Here is a 19,509-nt window from a genome sequence, read left to right as displayed (position 1 = left end):
TTAGAAAGGAACGACTACGTATAAACTTATCATTATTTGAGGATGTTAAGTGACCAAATATATAACTACAGGAATCGTAAGAATGCTGATAAGGGTTGTAAAAAGAGTTGAACTTGTAACCGTTTGTGGCTCGGTCTGGAATTGAATGGCGTACATCGTTGTATTGGCAGCGGTAGGAGTAGCGGCCATAATGATCATGATCTGTTTCATTAAAGGATCAACAGGCAATCCCCATACGATGACAGCTGCAATAGCTGGAGCTGCGATAAGCTTGATAATTAGAGCTGTTGATACTTTTCGATATTCCAAGCCTGTCACTTTTATATTGGCCAGCTGCATTCCTAAAGTCAGCATGATTAAAGGGATGGCCGCACCTGCAATTAAATCCACCCCACCCTCCAGTCCACCGATGCTGAGGTCAAAGGTCTGAAAGAGATATCCGATCAACGCCCCATAAACCATTGGCATACGGCGGACGGAACGGAGTGCGTCTTTCACACCACTTCCACCCTCTCCCCCTTTAGCTGCATAATAAACTCCTAAAGTACTCATAAGCAGCTGTTGGAGAACCATGAGGACAATAGCTGTATCCATCCCTGTAGTTCCGAATAAAAATAAAACCAACGGAGTTCCGTAGTTTCCATTGTTCGTAAATGCACAGGATAGCACCAACCCACATCTTTCTTTCTCCGAGTATCCTCTGACTTTTGATAAAATGGTTACAATAGCAATAATCGTTACACAAAGCCCGAGCATATAAATGGAAATATAAACATAGGAGAATGTAATGGTTTCTTCATAAAAAGTCTGGAACACGAGAAAAGGGACAAGGATATAAAGCGCTAATTTCGAGAAGGCTGACGTATCAAACTGCAGAATCTTCTGAGCTGCAAAACCAATGCCGAAAACGAGGAAAATGGGCAGCAGAATTGTAATAAATTCCATCATCTTTCTCCTATAATTTAAATTAAGAAAGGGAGTCACCATGACTCCCTTTCCCTTTACAAGTTAAATACGACAATTTTTTCTTCTGTCATTTCTTCAATAGCGTAGCGTGGACCTTCTTTTCCAGTCCCGCTTTTTTTGACTCCACCATACGGCATATGATCAACCCGGTACCCTGACGTGTCATTGATGATCAGTCCGCCTACATGAATACGATCAGCTGCGTACATTGCCAAAGCTAAATTATTTGTGAACAGGCCTGCTTGAAGACCATATTCAGAATCATTAACAAGAGAGATGACTTCATCTTCGTTTGTATAAGGCTGAACCGCTACAACCGGACCAAATACCTCTTGTCTGCAAACCTTCATATCAGCATGAACATGAGAGAGGACCGTTGGGTGGTAAAAAACGCCCTCACGCTTTCCGCCGGTTTCAACAACAGCTCCTTCTGCAACCGCTTCGTTCACCCATTTTTCAACCCGAATGGCTTCTTCTTCTGCAATCATCGGCCCCATTTGGGTGGCGGAATCCAAAGGGTCACCTAACTTGATCCGGGAAGTTGCTTCTTTCACTTTCTCCATAAACACCTCATAGACATCCCTATGCACATAGACACGTTGAACAGAGATACACACCTGCCCGGCATTGTTAAAACTTTTCTGAGCCACAAGTTGAGCCGCTTGATTGACGTCGGCATCGTTATGCACAATAGTGGCCGAGTTATTGCCAAGCTCAAGAGCGGTATCTCTAAGTCCGGCTTCCCTGCGGATCTGCTCCCCCACCTGTGGACTTCCTGTAAAAGTAAACATGTTTATTTCCTGGTTAGCGGTAAGCAATGGACCAACTTCACGTCCTTCTCCAGTGAGAACATTTAGTCTTCCTTTCGGCAGCCCGGCTTCCTCAAAGAGTTTAGTAAGTAATAATGCAGATAATGGCGTTTCTTCTGCGGGTTTCAAAACGACACTGTTCCCTGCTGCAATAGCAGGGCCAACTTTATGACAGACAAGGTTTAAAGGAACATTAAAGGGCGTAATGGCTGCCACAACACCGACAGGATACCTTCTTGTAAAGGCTTTGCGATTTTCTGATCCCGGGGCAGCTTCAACGGGAATTTCCTCGCCATGAATCCGCTTTGCTTCTTCCGCAGAATTCTCTAACGTTAAAGCCGAACGGCCGACTTCCCCCCTGGCTTCATTGATGGGCTTCCCAACTTCTTTGGCTATGATTTCCGCAAATTCCTCTACATGATCCCGCAGTAACTGAGCGACCTTTAACAACACTTCGTAGCGGTCGTATAGAGAAAAAGGAGTACCTTGAGCCTGTTTCGCCGCAGCAACAGCTTTGTTCACATCAGCTGCAGTACTGACTGCCGTTTCCCCTACCTTTGATTGATTGTATTTGTTCCATACATTCAATGTTTGTTCTGTCTCCTGCCATTCTCCATCAATAAATAACCCAAACGAATAACTTGTAGCAATACTATTCATCACAACAACCTCCTTATATGTTATAACGTTACGACCTTTTCCTTCATAGAAAATTGATCTGCCTTACCAGCACTACCGAAAACATCAATCTTCTCTTTCACCTTTTCTTTCATATATTCTCGTCCAGCACCCAGCGAATCAGCCAGAACAATATCATCGGGATGGTCCCGCAAGTACTCCTTTATTCCCTTTGTATAAGCTTGACGCAGTTCAGTGTCCACATTTATTTTAGCGATTCCCATCGTAATAGCTTTTCGGACTTGTTCATCCGGTACATCTGAACCTCCATGAAGGACTATCGGCCGTTTCACAGCCTGGGATATTTCCTTCAGCCGTTCAAACCGAAGGTTCGGAGTTCGTTTATAAATCCCATGAGCCGTACCAATCGATACCGCTAAATAATCAACATCTGTTTCATTTACAAAATTCAGAGCTTCTTCTGTCGTTGTGATCAACGCATCCTTTTCATCTACCGTAATGTCATCCTCAGTTCCGCCAATTTTCCCAATTTCCCCTTCGCTGCCTATGCCAAGAGCCCGTGCCGTTTCAACGACCTGTTTCGTGATCCTCGTATTTTCCTGGAATGTTAAGCCGGATCCATCAAACATGACAGACTGGAACCCTGCCTGAACAGCTTCCATTGTCTGTTCATACTGCCGGCTGTGATCGAGGTGGATGCAGACCGGTACAGAAACATTTCTGGCAAACGCATCTACCATTTCTTTCATAGGTTTTAGTCCTAATGTTTGAATCACTTTCTGTCCAATCTGAATCATCACGGGGGACTGTTTTTCTTCAGCTGCATCTAATATAGCTAGAATTGTTTCCGCGTTATGAGCACTGAAGGCACCGATTCCGTATTGATTCTCATATGCATGAGTCAATAAAGTTTTTCCATCTACAAATGGCACAGAAGACCACTCCTTTTATCTTTTCAGCTCAAGGCTGTAATGATATTGATCATTGCGGTATTTCGTTTTCGTATACTCAATAGGGCGTTCGTTTACTCCGAAACTTAATCGTGTCATTTCAAGTAAAGCTTCTCCTCCCCTTATTCCCAGGGCATCCGCTTCATCAATGGTGGCATTAATCGCTGCTATTTTTTCACTAGCTCTATTTAAATAGATATTATAGTTCTCAAGAATTTCGTAGTATCGTGCTTCATCAAGATTGTGCTTGATAAGAATTTCACCAATTTCTTTCGGCCAGCATGTACGTTCAAGTGCTACAGGAATCTCATCGGCCATCCGTATTCGTTCGATAAGCAGGATAGGTTCATCGTCTTTAATCTCCAACATAGATTTTTCGTGATGAAGATTGGATTTGAATTCTGCGCGGATCAGCTTACTACGAGGTGTCTGTCCTCTTTCCAGTACCTCTTCTGCAAAACCTTTCAACTGGCTTAGGTTTCCACTCAATTTCCGCGGCTTGACTATGGTACCGCGTCCTTGTTTCTTTTCCACCAATCCTTCCTGCACCAGAATCGATACAGCTTGACGAATGGTGGTGCGGCTGACATCAAATTCTTTCATAAGTTCCTGTTCCGTAGGGATGAGTTTATCGGCCTCCCACTGACCATTCTGAATTCGATCTATAAACAATTCCTTCAATTGTAAATACAGGGCCAGATCTTTGTTCGGGTTAATTTTAGTATTCACTATATTGAACTCTCCTTTTCGAAAGCGGAGGGTAAGTAGGACGGTCACCTCCCATCAAAGGGGCCAGCCATTCATAATAGGCATTCCTGTCTTTAATGAATGTTGCTGGAAGTAATCGTTCACCCTCAGCTATAACTGTCTCAAGTTTCACTGGTATAATCTCTATTGTATAACAAACATCTGATCTGCGCCCAACAGCAGCCATCACCTTATCATATTCCTGAAAGACCCAATTCCCACCTTCTTCTCCGATTCGATAGGCTTCATTCGAATCAGTGGTGGACAACGATGAAGTGTCGGCCCGCTGATTCATCCCCAGTAATTCGGCTCTGGTATTGACTTTCAATTCTTCACCAATAAATTCACTGATCTGCTTGGAAATCCCCCCAAGAACCGTCCTTCCATCTACTTGGTTGAGCTCAATCTGGCTGCCTTCTTCCCATTGAACACCTTCACTGACAACGATAAGAGCGTATCCAAAGTCATCCAGAGCCTGTTGAACGGTCTTCAGCAGCTGATGGCGATTTAAGGGTTGTTCCGGAAGAGCAGTAAAATGAGGCCCTTCTTCTTCATACTCTTTCCAAGCGCCGGCCGCAGCTGCAAGCCAGCCGGCATTCCGTCCCATCGTTTCCAGTACCCGGACCTGCTCGAAATTCTTCATAGCGTACAAGTCCCTGCTTAAATCTTTGGTCGTTTTAGCAATGTACTTGGCTGCACTGGCAAACCCTGGTGCATGGTCCGTTCCACCAAGATCATTGTCCACTGTTTTTGGAAGCCCAATGACTTGAAGCGGCCAATCCTGGCGCTCAGCTTCTTTTTTTACTTTGAAAAGGGCTTCCATTGTGCCATTTCCTCCAATAAACACGAGCGTATCGATATTGTTCTTCTTAAGAGAACGAACGGCTTCACAAATTTCTTCCTTTTCAAATGGGTAACGACCTGATTGTAAGCAGGCTCCTGGAACAAAGCGGTTTTCTTTAATCCATTCCACCGTTTCTTCATCTCCGGCCAGGAAGTTTTCTTCCACCAGTCCCTTGTATCCTCCTTCAATGAAGGTTAATCGACATCGCTCTTTTACACTGTCCACGAAACCAGCCAGAGTGGCATTAATAACAGCTGTAGGCCCCCCTGCCTGTCCTACTGCGACGTGTTTCATCTGGTGTCCTCCTTATTCTTTTGTATATACGATGGTTTCAAGACCCAGTTGACGCCCCAGTTCCTTAAGCTCTTCTACGACATCTTCATAAACAAGAGCATAGTGAGGCTCAAACCCTTCTTCCATTAAACTGTAAAGGGTGCCGTTGATATCTGTCTCTAATTCTACTTCCACCGATGTCCCGTTGAACCGCTTAGGGGTATCCAAGGCATTCCCACGCATAACAAGCAGCCGGTAACCTTCCGGTGTGTAGCTGACACGGAACATAGTCACTTGACCCGGCTTCAAACCGAACTCCATTGTAAATCCAAGTTTACGATTCGGATGAACCCCGGGTCTCGCCCCTTGATCCGGGTGGGCAAGCGAGTAGGCTCCCGCTCCACAATGCCAGAAAACTACTGAATTACTAGCTTCATTCACGTGAACCATGTCGCCCAGGTACGGAGATTTCCCTCCACTTAATTGCTGAAGGATAAACATAGAAACCGATCCGTGTATATCTGATTCACAGGAAGAAACAATCCCATCTTCTGTGAACTGAGAAAGTGTGGAGCACGCAGCCGCTCCCAGTTCATTAAAGAATTCCGGCCAGCAGCGGATCGCTAATCCTGATAACTGCTCCTTATCTACGATGGATTCTACATACGTTGTGAACTGAGCAAACCTTTGTACCGTTTCGTCATTTCTATTTAAGCCAATGACTTGCTGCTGCGCCCGGTCGACAGCATGCTCCCATTCTCCTTCTGTTAGTTTCTTAGATTCTTCAAAGGCTTTCATCAGATCAACCTGCTTCACTTCCACACCTAGTTGTTTGTGAAGCATTTCTTCGTCTGTTCCGGAGAAGAAGAAACCAGGAGGATGTTCTCCAATGACACCAATCTTGAATTCTCGTAAATCCTGAATCATCTGCTGGACTTTTAAATATTTGGTTAAACGACCACGGATTTGTGCTTCTTCGGGATTACCAAAAAGAAAGGAATACGGATGACCGGCACATTTCAGGACGTGACTGGTACTGTTACCACCAGTTAAAGAATTTAATCGAAGACGGCCATTGATGCTTGGTTCGCGGATCGACCATACCATTACCGGTGCTTGAACCTGTTTGATCAACGTTTCGACAAATTCTCCATCAGCGAATGTGACACTTTGATAGATTGATACTCCAACCTCTTCTTCAGGAATCGCTTTCAAAAAATCATTCAAATCATCTGGTGAAGTAAGAATCCCCTCCGGTTCAATTACTTCAACCCCAAGATCATTCAACATTTCCGAACTTTTTCCCCTTTGAATTTCTCCTGCTTCTAGATCAAACGTCTTTCTTCCAATTGGAAGATATAACACTTTCATAGTCATTGATCTGTCCCACCTTTATCTCTGTTTGAAAACATCATAACATACGTACCTACCTTTAAACAAAGGTTATTACCTTTATTTTTCGATCGTATACTCTGCCTTTATTTTCTTATAGAGATCAGCATATTCAGATCCCTTTCTATAGAATACAGGCGGCTGTCCCAGCGGCGCCTCCACTTCAACATTCCCACCTGTAAATTCCTCTCCAGTCCATAAATGAATCCACACTACATCTGGGAGATACACACGCCAGTGACTTACAGATTCCTCATAAACTGGAGCTACAAGGATGTCTCTCCCCAACATGTATTGGTATTGGATATCATAAGTTTTTTCATCAGATTCAAACTCCATAAATAAAGGACGTTGGACAGGAATTCCTTTTTCTGCATTCTCCTTCACAATTTCTTTAAGGTAAGGAGCTAATGTGGTATGAATATCTGTCATGCGTACGAAAGCATCCATCGTTTCTTCATCACGATCATACTGGTGGCTGTCTGTTGGACGGTTACCTTCATGACTTCTCATGACAGGGGTGAAAGCAGCAAGTTCAAGCCATCGCAATAGTAACTCTTTCGAGCGTTTATTCCCATGTAAACTTGTGTACCCGCCTATGTCACTATGATGAAGACCATTCCCCGTTAACCCCGCTGAGAGAGCTGCAGGAATCACAGAAGCAATTCCATCATCAAGATCCCAGTTAACACTTTGATCACCTGCCCACAGTAGACGGCAGTATTTTTGACTTCCTGTATAGCCAGCACGCATGAAGTACACAATTTCTTCTGTTTTACCAGCTTCATCGACTGCTTCAAAATTAACTCTGGCCCATAACGCAGGCCAGGCATTATGCATCAGCATGGCAGGCTCACCATTGAAGAGTTTGGCATCTGTCGGAAGGTATTCTCCGAAGTCCGCCATCCATCCATCTAATCCGAAATCAATCATATAGATTTGAATGACACGTTTATACCATTCGAAAGCGTCTGGGTTGGTCAAGTCTACAATTCCACAGTCAAACTCTCCAAAATCGACTAGGTAAATGTCATCTTTTTGATTCAGCACAAAGTAGTTTTTCGCAGCAGCTTCTTGATACAGCGGTCCATCAAGAATTAAATATGGGTTGATGTAGCCTAGAAAACGAATGCCCTGCTCTTTCCATTCTTTAAGCTTTTGATCCAGACCAGGATATTCATTCGCATCCCACTGCCAGTTCCAGTTCAACCGACGTCCAAAGGAAGTGAAACGTTTCCCCTGCCAGTCCTGAGCCCATACAGCTCCCACCTTCAATCCTTTTTCCCGGGCCTCATCTATTTTTTTCTGAACAGCATCCGTTCCTCCCTGCATCCCCAGCCATATTCCATCATACGTCCATTCTGGAAGCTCCGGCTGCCTTCCAAGATGCTTCGTTAAACGAGAAACCAGCTCTTTAAAATCCGCTCCTGTTTCAAACATGATGTGTTCAGGAACTTCCCACATTTGCAGCTCATGATATTGATCTTTACGGAAATCAAAATCTGCGTAAGCTGTCGTATCGACATGACAGAAGTATTTCTTAGAGGAAAGGTACGTTGGCTGCGGAAAATTCGTATGATAATAATCGCCGCCTGCTTTGTCATGAACATCCGCAAGAAATGTCGTATACGTCTTTTTATTTCTTCCTACGCCAGGTTCTGAAGTCCATAACGGGAAGTTTTTTCCACGCAGGTTCAAATGGGACATCTGCTCCCCACATCCATAGATCTTCTCATCAGAATCAGCGGCAATCCGGATCCAAAAACGGCTGTACGTCTCACGATCACCAGAAAAAGTTAGTTTTAAATTATGGTCTTTGTAGAGGAAATCCACTGTTAACACTTCTGTGTCTGCAGGCGTTCTTTTAAAGTCTATTTGAAAACCATCATCTCTTTTTCGGCTTATTTCGTAGGTCTTCAACCCGAACCTTTCCACAACATAATCTTCAATATGATAATTCCCTCGATACATCTCAATAGTCTCTTCCCCGCTTCCGACATATAAACATGGAGAAGCTGGGGAATGCTTAAAAATAGATTTACTGTCCAATGTAACCTCAAAGGTTCCCCCATTAGTGTGAATGTCCAATCCTTGCTTTAGTTTAGTCTGCATAATTGGTACCTCCTATAAATTTGCCGCTTTTTTGGTTTGATTTTCTAAAACTTGATCATACTTCTTGTCCCACTTTTTCAGAGCAAATACTAAGGTTACAGTTGTCAATCCAATTAAACCGCCTGACGCTGCCCAGAACCATGACGAAACGACAGCATCCGGGTATGCCAATCCTATTGGAGAGAAGGTAATGTAAACGAATACAATTAAACTTAAGAGAATAATAGCTGTAGGGATCGCGTACTTCCATGGTACCATGCTCACTTTTGGTGCATGTTTGAAAGAATACGGTTCTGAAAGCGGCCGTATATATCCCACAACCAGCATAATTCCTACTTCGATGAAGAAAAGAATAGCAGAGATATGGATAAAGTTCATGGTAATTTCAATACCAAACAACTGATTTAAACCCCATACCAGCATATAGTAGGTCACTACATGAAAGATGACAGCTATTTTTGCTCCCAGAGGGGGGACAAATTTCGATGCAATCCCTACAAGGACAATAGCAATGATTGGAATGTTGAAGAAACCAGTAAACTTACGGATGATGTCCCAAAGGCCATCCGGTGCACTCATCAGCATCGGTGAAATAAAAAAGGACACCAAAGCCAGAATGGTTCCAAAATATTTACTAACCCGAATCAACTGCTCATCGGATGCATCCGGTTTAAAGCCTGGCTTGTAAACATCCAGAGCGAACATGGTCGCAGCAGAATTCAACAATGAGTTAAAGCTGGAGAAGACCGCGCCGAGCAGCACTGCAAGAAACAATCCGGAGAAAATGGTCGGCATCAAATTAGTAACCATAGTTGGGTAAGCTAAATCGACGGTTTTAAATCCGGAACCATACAAATGAAAAGCGATAACACCTGGAATCATCATTAAAATTGGAACGAGGAGCTTGTAAAAACCTGAAAACAGAACCCCTTTTTGACCTTCAGCAAGGTTTTTAGCTCCGAGAGCCCGCTGAATGACATACTGGTTCGTTCCCCAGTAAAACATATTCATGAAAATCATTCCTGTAAAAATTGCTGAAAATGGTACAGAGTCTTCCTTTCCACCAATAGCATTCAACTTATCAGCATTTTCTGTGGCCATCGTTTCAAATCCTCTAAAGAAGTTTCCATCTCCAAGGGCAAACAATCCGATAACAGGAATCATCAAACCGATCAGCAAAAGGCCGATTCCATTTAATGTGTCAGACACAGCTACGGCTCTTAAACCACCAAAGATAGCATAAACAGCACCGATAATACCGATGACCCATATGACCAGCCATACCGATGACTCAAAAGATATACCTAAAAGTGAAGGAACATCAAATAGTTTTAAAACAGCCAGTGCACCTGAATAAAGAACAGAAGGAATCGTCACGAACGCATACCCCAGCATAAACAGAACAACGATATACCTTCTTACCCCATCATCAAAGCGGGTACTTAAAAATTCAGGAAGCGTTGAAAATGCACCACCCAGATATTTCGGAAGTAAGACCAAAGCCATAATGATGACTGCAATGGGAGCGGTTACTTCCCAGGCCATATTTGAAAGATTTGTACGATAGGCCTGACCATTCAACCCTATTAATTGTTCAGCAGACAAATTTGTGAGCAGGAGACTTCCTGCAATAAATCCGCCTGTCAAGCCTCTTCCCGCTAGAAAGTATCCGTCGGAATCATTCACCTGTCCCTTGGCTTTTCGATAAGACACCCAGCCAACCAAACCCATGAACAAGACACATGTAATCAGTGTAAAAAAGAGATTCATTGCTGCTTTCCTCCCTCTCGCTCCATTAAATAATTCACAAAAACGTTAGGACCTTTTATACCAACATGGGCTCCTTCAGATACAAAACGCTGATGATCCTTATGGGATAGCAGCCACTTATTTTTCTTAAATAGAAGGAGATCCTGCTCGACAGCTGAATCATTTAAAGGGGTGTTTGTGCCTTCTGGAAGAATAACAATCGTTTTAAACCCTTCTTCAGATACTTTACAAGGAGCTAAGTGTAAGGTGGTTTGAAACAATTCGACTACATAACCCTCAGGCACGTAAAACGCCCTTAAATGCTCTGTTGAAAACGTATGATCTTTTATATCATTAAAATGACCTATTAAAAGAATCATATCAGTGACAGCTATGTTGAATTCGCTTCCCTTGTGGAATTCCAACCCTCCTAAATGTGAGTTCTTACCAACACAAAAACCAATCTGGACAGGCATCCCACCATAGTAGAAGTTCTCAATTTTTTCTTTATCCCCTGCTGTTTCCAACCTTAGATTAGCGGGTTCGTAGACATTCCCTTCCGCTGGAATAGAGACGTCTTTCATTTTGTCTAGTAAACGATCTTTTGGAAAATTCTCATGCACTCTTCCAAACAAGTGGAAGGACGCCTCATCAATATGGTGGATTTCCATACCTTCATTACACTTCTGAATAGTCTTTAGCATATTGTTCCTCCCCATTAAAAGATAACTACCTTTAAAAATACATAGGTACCTTTTGTTGTTATCCATTCTAATGGAAGCGCATACAGAAAAGCAAGTATAATTTTTAAAATATTTGGTAAATAAAGATGAATCAAAGAAATGGAAAAGAACTTTATCAGCGTTCATAATTACGAAAAAGCAGGACCCCTGTCAGGGGCCCTGCTTTAAAATCAATTTAATTTATTAACATATAGACTGCTGTGAAAATCAATCCCCACAAAGGAACCGATAACAAAACCGCCCAAAACAGTCCCTTCGTGAAGTTCCCTTCTTCTTTCATCATTTGACCACCTCTTTGTTTTCAGTGTAGCCAAATGAGATGCTTTTTATAGAAAAAGCTGCCGCATCAGACTTCTTCAGCTCTCTCTTTTACCATCCGCGTTTTCTGTTGGCGTGTATAAGCATAATAAAAGATTCCGAGTACTAGAAGAACGAGAATCCCGCTGATCTGATAGGTCACACTGAAACTTGTCATGGAAACCATCAGCCCTAAAACATAAGATCCTGCTGCTATTCCGGTGTCATACATCATGAAAAAGGTGGCTGTAGCATGGCCGCTCCTATGCTCTGGAGCAGACTGGACAGCCATCGTTTGGAAACTCGGAAGCAGTGATCCATAACCAAGTCCGACGATGGCTCCGGCCAGCAGCATTCCCCATAAGGAATCGATGTACCCAAGCAGGATCAAGCCTCCTGCAAAAATAAGCAGACTCGGCAGAATGACAATGCTCGGTCCTTTATTATCAAACGCCCGGCCGAGAGAAGGGCGTGAAACAATCATCACGACAGCGAAGACGACAAAGAAGTAACTGGATACGCCTCCGAGCCCTAGTGAATTCGCGTATACGGATATAAACGACACGATACTGGAATAGGAAAAAGCAACAAGGCTGGCAATCAAGGCCGTCGGCAGGGCTCGTGTTTCAAATAAATCATGGAAAGATACCTTTGCTGCTTTCTGTTCAGTCTTCTGTACGGCTTTTTCACCTGAAGAACGAATCATCAATGAACTAATTACACCAAGCAGCATAAACGCACTTAAAACGATAAACAAAGTCTCAAAAGGTGCCGCCTGAAGAATGGAAAGACCGACAAACGGACCGACAACGACAGCCACATTCATGGACATCGCAAAATATCCAAGTCCTTCTCCGCGTCTCTGTGCGGGAACAACATCTGCCGCAATAGCTCCCGTTGCTGTCGTTACAACGGCGAAGGACAGACCGTGAATAAACCTCAGGGCCATCAGTCCTTCAAATTCAGAGACCGTCAGATAAAAGATCATGGTAAGCAAATAAAGGGAGGCCGCCGCAATAAGTCCTTTTTTCTTACCCGTCTTCTCCAAAAATTTACCGGAAAACGGCCGGATCAAAATGGCTGCCACCATAATGGCGGTGACGACGAGACCACCCTGGGCCTCATTGCCGCCAAGTTCATCGATCACGTAAATAGGGAGGGTGGTAAGCAGAGCGTAAAACGTGACGAACACAAAAAAGTGCGTCAGCGATACACTGATAAAGTTTTTCGTCCAAATTGGCTGATTAGTCTTCTGCATTAAGATCCCCCTCCTCCATCATCATTTTTTCTAAAAGATGCCGGAGCTGATGTTCTTCCTCTTTCGTAAGCCCAAGCAGCTGCTCGTTTTCATACTTTCGAATACTCGTAGATATCTCATCTCTGAGCTGTTCTGCTTCTGGAGATATGTGAATGATCCGCTGCCGCTTATCGGCTCCCTGCTTACGGACGAGCCACCCCTTTTCCTCCAAACGGGTAATGGTCCTTGTAACCGTCGGAGCTTCCACATTCAAATACTGCCAGATTTCTTTCTGCGTCATCGGCCCCATCGTATGAAGCGTATATATGATCACCCACTGCGACATGTACAAATCGTATTCCTTCAGTTTTTCATTCATCCTTTGGTTCAACCGCCGCACCTGCTGATTTAACAGGTGGAGAATATTATGATCGGAGCGTTCCATCCTATCACCCCTTAATTATTTACTTAGGTAAGTATTTGGCATACAGACGATTTTAAAGGTTGTGGGGAGTTTTGTAAACCGGTAGGAAGAATGAGGAACTGAGTGTTAGAGGCGCTGGATATCCATTTTTTTATCCATATATCAATTAGTTTTTGAATATATCAATTAAATTGGGATTATATCAGCCAAATTTGAAATATATCGGTCAAAATGGAATTATATCAACCAATTACTAAATCACTCCTGATGCCTGATTCATATTTCCCGGGAAATCCTCTGGAAATCACAAAAAGGGCGGAAATCCGCCCTTTCCTGTTATCTGCCTTCAAAAGAAGGCTTTCTTTTTTCAAGAAATGCCCGTGCCCCTTCATTTTTGTCCTCTGAGTTGAACAGGACCGCCTGAGAGAGACGTTCCAGCATTAATGCCGTCTTCATATCAGTTTCTGCTCCCATATGAACCGAAAGTTTTGCGAGCTGGACGGCGAGTGGGCCTTTTGCCAGAATGCTGGCACATGTGTCCTCGACCTCTGTGCGCAGTCGTTCCGGCGTAACCACTTTCGTGACAAGACCGATCGCCAGGGCTTCTTCTGCGGATATTCTTTTCCCTGTCAAAATCATTTCCAATGCCTTTCCTTTCCCCACTAAACGGGTCAGGCGCTGGGTACCTCCGGCGCCCGGGATGATGGACAATGACAATTCAGGAAGACCGAAGGAAGCGTGGATGGAGGCGATACGGATGTCACAGCACATCGCCAGTTCACAGCCGCCACCAAGCGCAAAGCCATTGACCATGGCTATCGTCGGCTTTTGGTAAGCTTCGATCTTATCGTACAACTGCTGCATATCGCCGCTCTTCAATGCATCCACCGCTTCCGCTTCGGTCAGCTGCTGAATATCAGCGCCGGCGGCAAATGCTTTCTCTCCCTGTCCGGTGAAAATGACGACGCCTACGTCATCATCTCCCTCTGCCCGGCCCAGCGCGTCCTCCATTTCATCGAGCACGGCCTGACTTAAGGCATTCCGGACCTCAGGACGATTAATAACAATATAAGCGAGACGATCTTCTTTCACATACGCTATGTTTTGATATTCCACAACACCGCTCCCTTTCTAAGATTCCTTCCTTAAACACGTTCAAACAGCATGGCCATTCCTTGACCGCCACCTGCACACAACGCAGCGAGTCCATACCTTTCCTTTCTCCGCTTCATTTCATGAATCAGCGTCGTCACAATCCGGGTCCCACTTGCCCCGACGGGATGGCCTAGAGCAATCGCTCCGCCGTTGACGTTCACGATATCAGAATCCACTTCCAGCTCCCGGATAACGGCAAGTGCCTGGGCAGCAAAAGCTTCATTCAACTCTATCAACCTGATATCCTTCAGACTCAAGCCTGTGCGGTCCATCAGCTTTTGGACAGCGGGTACAGGACCGATTCCCATGACTTCCGGGGAGACACCAGCCACCGCCCAGTCCGTGATTTTGACAAGGGGGACACACCCCATTTCATCTGCCTTTTCCCTTGTCATCATGACAACAGCTGAGGCCCCATCATTACGTCCACAGGAATTGCCGGCGGTTACTGTGCCGTTATCCTTAAACACCGGACGTAGAGAAGCCAGCTTTTCCTTTGTCGTTTCCGGTCGGGGGTGCTCATCAATCTTGATCGTTTGAATCCCTTTTCTACCTTTCACTTCATAAGGAATCACTTCATCTAAAAAAACCCCTGCCTCCACTGCAGCAGCAGCAGCACGCCGCTGGCTCTCAAGCGCAAATAAATCCTGATCTTCTCTTGAGATCCCATAGCGTTCGGCGACATTTTCAGCGGTTATACCCATCCCGAGGTCAGGCCCGTACATTTCTTTTGGCTGCTGACCGGCTTCCTTATGGGAGTCCACTAAGACAGGGGCTCCTTCCCCAAACCTTGCCTGTCTTAAATATATAGGTGCGCGGCTCATACTCTCTGTGCCGCCCGCCACTACAATATCTGCCTGTTGAAAGACAATCTGCTGGACACCAGAAGCGATCGCTTCCATACCGGATGCGCACAACCGATTGATCGTGTATGCCGGGGATGATTCAGGAATTCCTGCTCTCAAAGAAGCCACACGGGCCACGTTCGATGCTTCTGTCGTCTGCCGGACTTCTCCAAGAATCACTTCGCTGATATCGTCCCCCTTCAGCCCGGCCGTGGATACCGCCCCTTTGATCGCGTGAGATGCGAGATGGCCGGAAGATTCATTCCTCAGCGAACCGCCATATCGGCCGACAGGAGTCCGAACAGCACTGACGATGACGATTTCCTCGTTCATTGGATCCCTCCATCCATCAGCGGGCATATTCCTTCCGCAGCTGCCCGGCTATGATATTCTTTTGAATCTCTGAAGTCCCTTCATAAATTCTTGTAATTCTCGCATCTCTGTAAAAGCGTTCCACCGGATAATCTGAGATATAGCCGATCCCTCCGTGCACCTGAACCGCCTTATCCGCCACGCGGTTATACACTTCCGATCCATAAAGCTTCAGCATGGCGGCTTCTTTAATGACCTTTTTCCCTTGATCCACCATCCACGCCACCCGGTACGTAAAGGAACGGAGCGCTTCGATTTCCACAGCCATTTCCGATATCATATGGGCGACCGCCTGGTGCTCGATAATCGGGACCTCGAACTGCTGGCGCTCCTCTACATACTGCATCGACATGTCGAGCAGTTTCTGACAGGAGCCCAGGTTCCTTGCGGCAAGTCCGGCACGGCCGTTGGCAAGAATCTTCAAGGCATTCACATACCCTTCCCCTTCTTTTCCAAGCACATTTTCTTCCGGGACTTCACAATCTTCGAGAATGATTTCGGCTGATTGAGAGCCGTGCAGGCCCATTTTCGGTTCCACAGCTCCGACCTTGAAACCGGGAAAATCCTTTTCTACAATGAACGAAGTGATCCCCTTTGCCCCTTTTTCCGGATCGGTAACGGCCATAACCGTAAACACATCTGCCACCGTTGCATTCGTAATGTATTGCTTCGTCCCGTTCAGAATGTAGCGGCTTCCTTGTTTCACCGCCGTTGTCTTTAGAGCGCTGGCGTTGGATCCTGCTCCAGGCTCAGTCAGGGCAAAAGCCCCCAGTGATATCCCCGCTGCCATTGGCGGCAGATACTTAGCTTTCTGCTCTTCAGTCCCAAGCTCGACAATTCCCACGCTGCCAATACCTGTGTGAGCGCCGATCACTGTTGTATATCCGTTGTGGGTCGCTCCGATTTCCTCATACAAGGCACATTTTCCGACCATTGAAATGCCTAATCCGCCGTATTCCTCCGGGATGCTTAATCCGAACAATCCGAGGTCGCGGGACATTTTCATAATCGCTTCAGGAATATGATCTTCCTTTTCAATGACGGCGGCAGCCGCTTCCACTTCTGACTGTACAAAAGCTCTGACACTCTTTTTCAACGCCGTCGTCTGTTCGTCCAGTTGAAAATCCATCTTTCGCCTCTCCTTCCTCCTTGAAAAAAGAAACCCGGCGATGCTATAGGAGTCACCGCCAGGTTGTCAGGTACCATCAATCGTTGACTTCAATCGTTACGATTTCACCATTTTCCACAGCAGCAATGCTTAAATCCGTCGCAAACCCGCCATCTTCCCCGATCTCTTCAATGGTGTACACTTCTTTTTCTTCCGGCAGGGCATCAAGGCCGTCCTGTATATGGTCACGGATGGCTTTCGGATCATCGACGCTGCCTGCCGCCTTCATCGCTTCCATCAAAATGTTCATCGCTACATAATGGTACCCTGCTTCAGATCCCGGCACTTCATTGTGCTCCTCTTTATATTTTTCGATAAAAGCGGGCGTCCCCGGGTATTCGGAATTGGCCAGTGGCAGAACCCCGACGGACCCTTCCAATGATTCATACGATCCGGTAACCGCCTCCATCTCATCCAGCTTGGCCTGGTCCATAATCATAAACCCGCCTTCGAATCCAAGTTCCCTGGCCTGCTTCGCTACTTTAGCGGTCGGTTCAGAGGGACCTCCGATGAACAGAACGTCAGGATTTTCCTTCAAGGCATTGGTCACAAGGGTGAAAAAGTCGGTATCCTTGGAAAAATCAATCGAGGAATTGTACACCACTTCTCCGCCTTGTTCCTCCCAGTAAGGCACGATCGCTTCTGTCCAGTCCTTCCCGTACTGAGAGGATGTTGGCAGGGCGGCCAGCTTCATGCCGTGGTTTTCCATCGCATAGGATGTGAATGGTTCAAGATAGCCATCATAGCTTGGAGGTACACGTACGGTTAACGTGTTTCCTTCAGCTGTAACGGCAGGCTCACTCGTATAGGCACCAATCAAAAAGTTCTCCTGTTCGTTAAATACCTGCATTGCCTTGATTCCGCCGCTGTGTGGAGAGAAAATGACCGGAGTGTCGTTTTCCTGAAGCAGGCGTTTTGCATTGGCTGCGGTTTCATTCGGCAGGTACTTATCATCCAGCGATACGAGGTTGAACTTGTACGTCTGATCTTCAATCTCAAAGCCGCCATTGTTGTTGATTTCATCAACAGCCAGCTTGAGTCCATTTAATGTACGCTCGCCGTAATAGGCAGCCGGACCGCTCAATGGACCACTGTAGCCGATACTGACAACTTCCTCTCCTTCTTCAACTTCCGGTGCTTCGGATTCAGTCTCACTGCTTCCTCCGCTTGTGGACTGGTTCGATGGATTATCAATACAGCCAGCGAGAAGCAGAAGCAGGACGGCCAATAGGAAAACAGCTGAACCTTTGATCATTTTCATAAGAGATCCCCCTAGATATGAAATGTTTGTTGCAGACCAAACAAAAGCAGAACGCTGCCATCAGGCTCCGATATAAGCTTTACGTACCGTATCGTTTGCCAGCAGTTCTTCTGCTGTCCCCTCCACAACGACGGATCCACTCTCAAAGACATAGCCGCGGTCGGCAATTTTCAAAGCGGCGAATGCATTCTGCTCGGCGAGCAGGACCGTCGTTCCGTCTTGATTGATTTTCTGTATCACCTCAAACATCTGCTCGACAATCAGCGGAGCGAGTCCGATGGAAGGCTCATCCAGCAGCAACAGCTTCGGTTGAGCCATGAGCGCACGCCCGATCGCAAGCATTTGCTGCTGTCCGCCGCTTAAGGAGCCTGCAGGCTGATCCTTTTTCTCTTGTAAAATCGGGAACAGTTCAAAGACATCCTGCAAAGACTGATTCACCTGCTTCCGCTTCCTCCGATGCACATAGCCTCCCATCACCAGGTTTTCCTTGACTGTCATCTGCGGAAAGAGCTTCCGGTCTTCAGCGCACTGGACAATGCCTGACCGGACAATTTTATCAGGGCCAGCCCCTTGAATCGGGCGGTCCTCGAAAACAATAGTTCCGGCACTCGGTTTCTGCAGTCCGCTGATCGTGTTAAACGTCGAACTTTTTCCTGCACCGTTTGAACCGAGCAGAACGACGAGCTCTCCCTTTCCTACGTGAATATTAATGTTTTCCACAGCGGTAAAAGATCCATACTGAATCGAAACATCGGTTAACTCAAGCACTCGCACCGCCTCCTAAGTAAGCTTCGATGACCGCTTGGTTGTTCATGATTTCCTCAGACGTTCCTTCTGCGATTTTTTCTCCATAATTCAAAACCATGATTTTGTCCGCAAGCTTCATGATCATTTTCATTTTGTGCTCAATCAAGCAGACGGTAATGCCCCGCTGCACCATTTTTTCCATCAGAGAGGCCAGCCCTTCGGTTTCCCCGGGATTGATACCTGCTGTCGGTTCATCCAGAAAGACGACTTCGGGATCCGTGGCAAGGGCAAGGGCGAAGGCCACCCGCTTCTTCTCCTCCTGCGTGATGCTTCCCGCCTGCTCGTCCATGACATGTGTGAGCTCGACGAATTCCAATACTTCCATCGCTTTATCCCGACACTTCTTTTCTTCAAACTTGAAACGCCTTGTACGGAATACGGCATCCCATAAGTTCGATGACGTCCGGAGGCGGTGACCGACAATCACGTTATCAAGCACGGTGGATTCTTCAAACAAATGCGTCGTCTGAAACGTCCGGGCAACGCCAAGCCTTGCGATTTTATCCGGCGGCCGTTTCGTAATATCCTGTCCTTTATAAAACACCTGACCGGCGGAAGGGGTGTACGTACCGCTCAGCAGGTTGAAAAAGGTGGACTTTCCGGCTCCGTTCGGTCCGATAATCGCATTGATCTTCCCTTTTTCGATCGTAAAATCCACGTCGTTGACAGCCGTAAGACCACCAAACTGCTTCGTCAGCTTTTTTGTCTCCATCAACATG

The 19,509-nt window shown here is 45.8% G+C and carries 17 protein-coding genes; all 17 read right to left on the bottom strand.

Annotated elements, in window-relative coordinates; genetic code table 11:
• Positions 1–45: 45 nt before the first annotated feature.
• Complete coding sequence (locus H615_RS0109805; protein ID WP_027954982.1) at positions 46–945, bottom strand: AEC family transporter; 900 nt, start codon at positions 943–945, stop codon at positions 46–48.
• A 56-nt stretch (positions 946–1,001) separates the two neighbouring features.
• On the bottom strand, positions 1,002–2,435 hold the full coding sequence (locus tag H615_RS0109800; RefSeq protein ID WP_027954981.1) for an aldehyde dehydrogenase family protein: 1,434 nt from the start codon (positions 2,433–2,435) through the stop codon (positions 1,002–1,004).
• Between the two features lie 20 nt (positions 2,436–2,455).
• Positions 2,456–3,346, bottom strand: a complete 891-nt coding sequence (locus tag H615_RS0109795; protein ID WP_027954980.1) for a class II fructose-bisphosphate aldolase — start codon at positions 3,344–3,346, stop codon at positions 2,456–2,458.
• 15 nt (positions 3,347–3,361) lie between these two features.
• The gene (locus H615_RS0109790) at positions 3,362–4,093 is read right to left on the bottom strand and encodes a GntR family transcriptional regulator (protein WP_035531810.1); all 732 of its coding nucleotides are present in this window, start codon (positions 4,091–4,093) and stop codon (positions 3,362–3,364) included.
• Positions 4,083–5,249, bottom strand: a complete 1,167-nt coding sequence (locus H615_RS0109785) for a diphosphate--fructose-6-phosphate 1-phosphotransferase (protein ID WP_027954978.1) — start codon at positions 5,247–5,249, stop codon at positions 4,083–4,085. The genes H615_RS0109790 and H615_RS0109785 overlap by 11 nt, the downstream gene beginning before the upstream one ends.
• 12 nt (positions 5,250–5,261) lie before the next feature.
• Entirely contained in the window at positions 5,262–6,605 is a 1,344-nt protein-coding gene (gene sftI, locus H615_RS0109780) for a sulfoquinovose isomerase (RefSeq protein WP_027954977.1), read from the bottom strand.
• 75 nt (positions 6,606–6,680) lie between these two features.
• Positions 6,681–8,732, bottom strand: coding sequence for an alpha-glucosidase (locus tag H615_RS0109775; RefSeq protein WP_027954976.1), 2,052 nt, complete (start codon positions 8,730–8,732; stop codon positions 6,681–6,683).
• A 12-nt stretch (positions 8,733–8,744) separates the two neighbouring features.
• Positions 8,745–10,502, bottom strand: coding sequence for a solute:sodium symporter family transporter (locus H615_RS0109770; RefSeq protein WP_027954975.1), 1,758 nt, complete (start codon positions 10,500–10,502; stop codon positions 8,745–8,747).
• Complete coding sequence (locus tag H615_RS0109765; protein WP_027954974.1) at positions 10,499–11,185, bottom strand: DUF4867 family protein; 687 nt, start codon at positions 11,183–11,185, stop codon at positions 10,499–10,501. The genes H615_RS0109770 and H615_RS0109765 overlap by 4 nt, the downstream gene beginning before the upstream one ends.
• Before the next feature lie 385 nt (positions 11,186–11,570).
• Positions 11,571–12,779: an MFS transporter gene (locus H615_RS0109755; protein ID WP_027954973.1), complete on the bottom strand. Its 1,209-nt coding sequence runs from the start codon at positions 12,777–12,779 to the stop codon at positions 11,571–11,573.
• Positions 12,766–13,203, bottom strand: coding sequence for a MarR family winged helix-turn-helix transcriptional regulator (locus H615_RS0109750; protein ID WP_027954972.1), 438 nt, complete (start codon positions 13,201–13,203; stop codon positions 12,766–12,768). Before H615_RS0109750 ends, H615_RS0109755 begins: the two co-directional genes overlap by 14 nt.
• Before the next feature lie 315 nt (positions 13,204–13,518).
• Positions 13,519–14,298, bottom strand: a complete 780-nt coding sequence (locus tag H615_RS0109745; protein WP_027954971.1) for an enoyl-CoA hydratase/isomerase family protein — start codon at positions 14,296–14,298, stop codon at positions 13,519–13,521.
• Positions 14,299–14,327: 29 nt separating this feature from the next.
• On the bottom strand, positions 14,328–15,515 hold the full coding sequence (locus tag H615_RS0109740; protein WP_027954970.1) for a thiolase family protein: 1,188 nt from the start codon (positions 15,513–15,515) through the stop codon (positions 14,328–14,330).
• Positions 15,516–15,531: 16 nt separating this feature from the next.
• Positions 15,532–16,683 (bottom strand): acyl-CoA dehydrogenase family protein, encoded by a 1,152-nt coding sequence (locus H615_RS0109735; protein ID WP_027954969.1) that lies wholly within the window; start codon positions 16,681–16,683, stop codon positions 15,532–15,534.
• Positions 16,684–16,759: 76 nt separating this feature from the next.
• A complete protein-coding gene (locus H615_RS0109730) occupies positions 16,760–17,983 on the bottom strand; it encodes an ABC transporter substrate-binding protein (protein WP_027954968.1) in 1,224 nt (407 codons plus the stop codon).
• 60 nt (positions 17,984–18,043) lie between these two features.
• Positions 18,044–18,751, bottom strand: coding sequence for an ABC transporter ATP-binding protein (locus H615_RS0109725; RefSeq protein ID WP_027954967.1), 708 nt, complete (start codon positions 18,749–18,751; stop codon positions 18,044–18,046).
• Positions 18,744–19,508 carry an ABC transporter ATP-binding protein gene (locus tag H615_RS0109720; protein WP_027954966.1) on the bottom strand — a complete coding sequence of 255 codons (765 nt, stop codon included), beginning with the start codon at positions 19,506–19,508 and terminating at the stop codon, positions 18,744–18,746. The genes H615_RS0109725 and H615_RS0109720 overlap by 8 nt, the downstream gene beginning before the upstream one ends.
• Position 19,509: the final 1 nt, after the last annotated feature.

Origin of the sequence: Halobacillus kuroshimensis DSM 18393, from assembly GCF_000425705.1 — a bacterium.
Lineage (GTDB): Bacteria > Bacillota > Bacilli > Bacillales > Halobacillaceae > Halobacillus > Halobacillus kuroshimensis.
The sequence above is the reverse complement of the archived record's forward strand: the minus strand, read 5'-3'. Positions and strand labels throughout refer to the sequence as shown.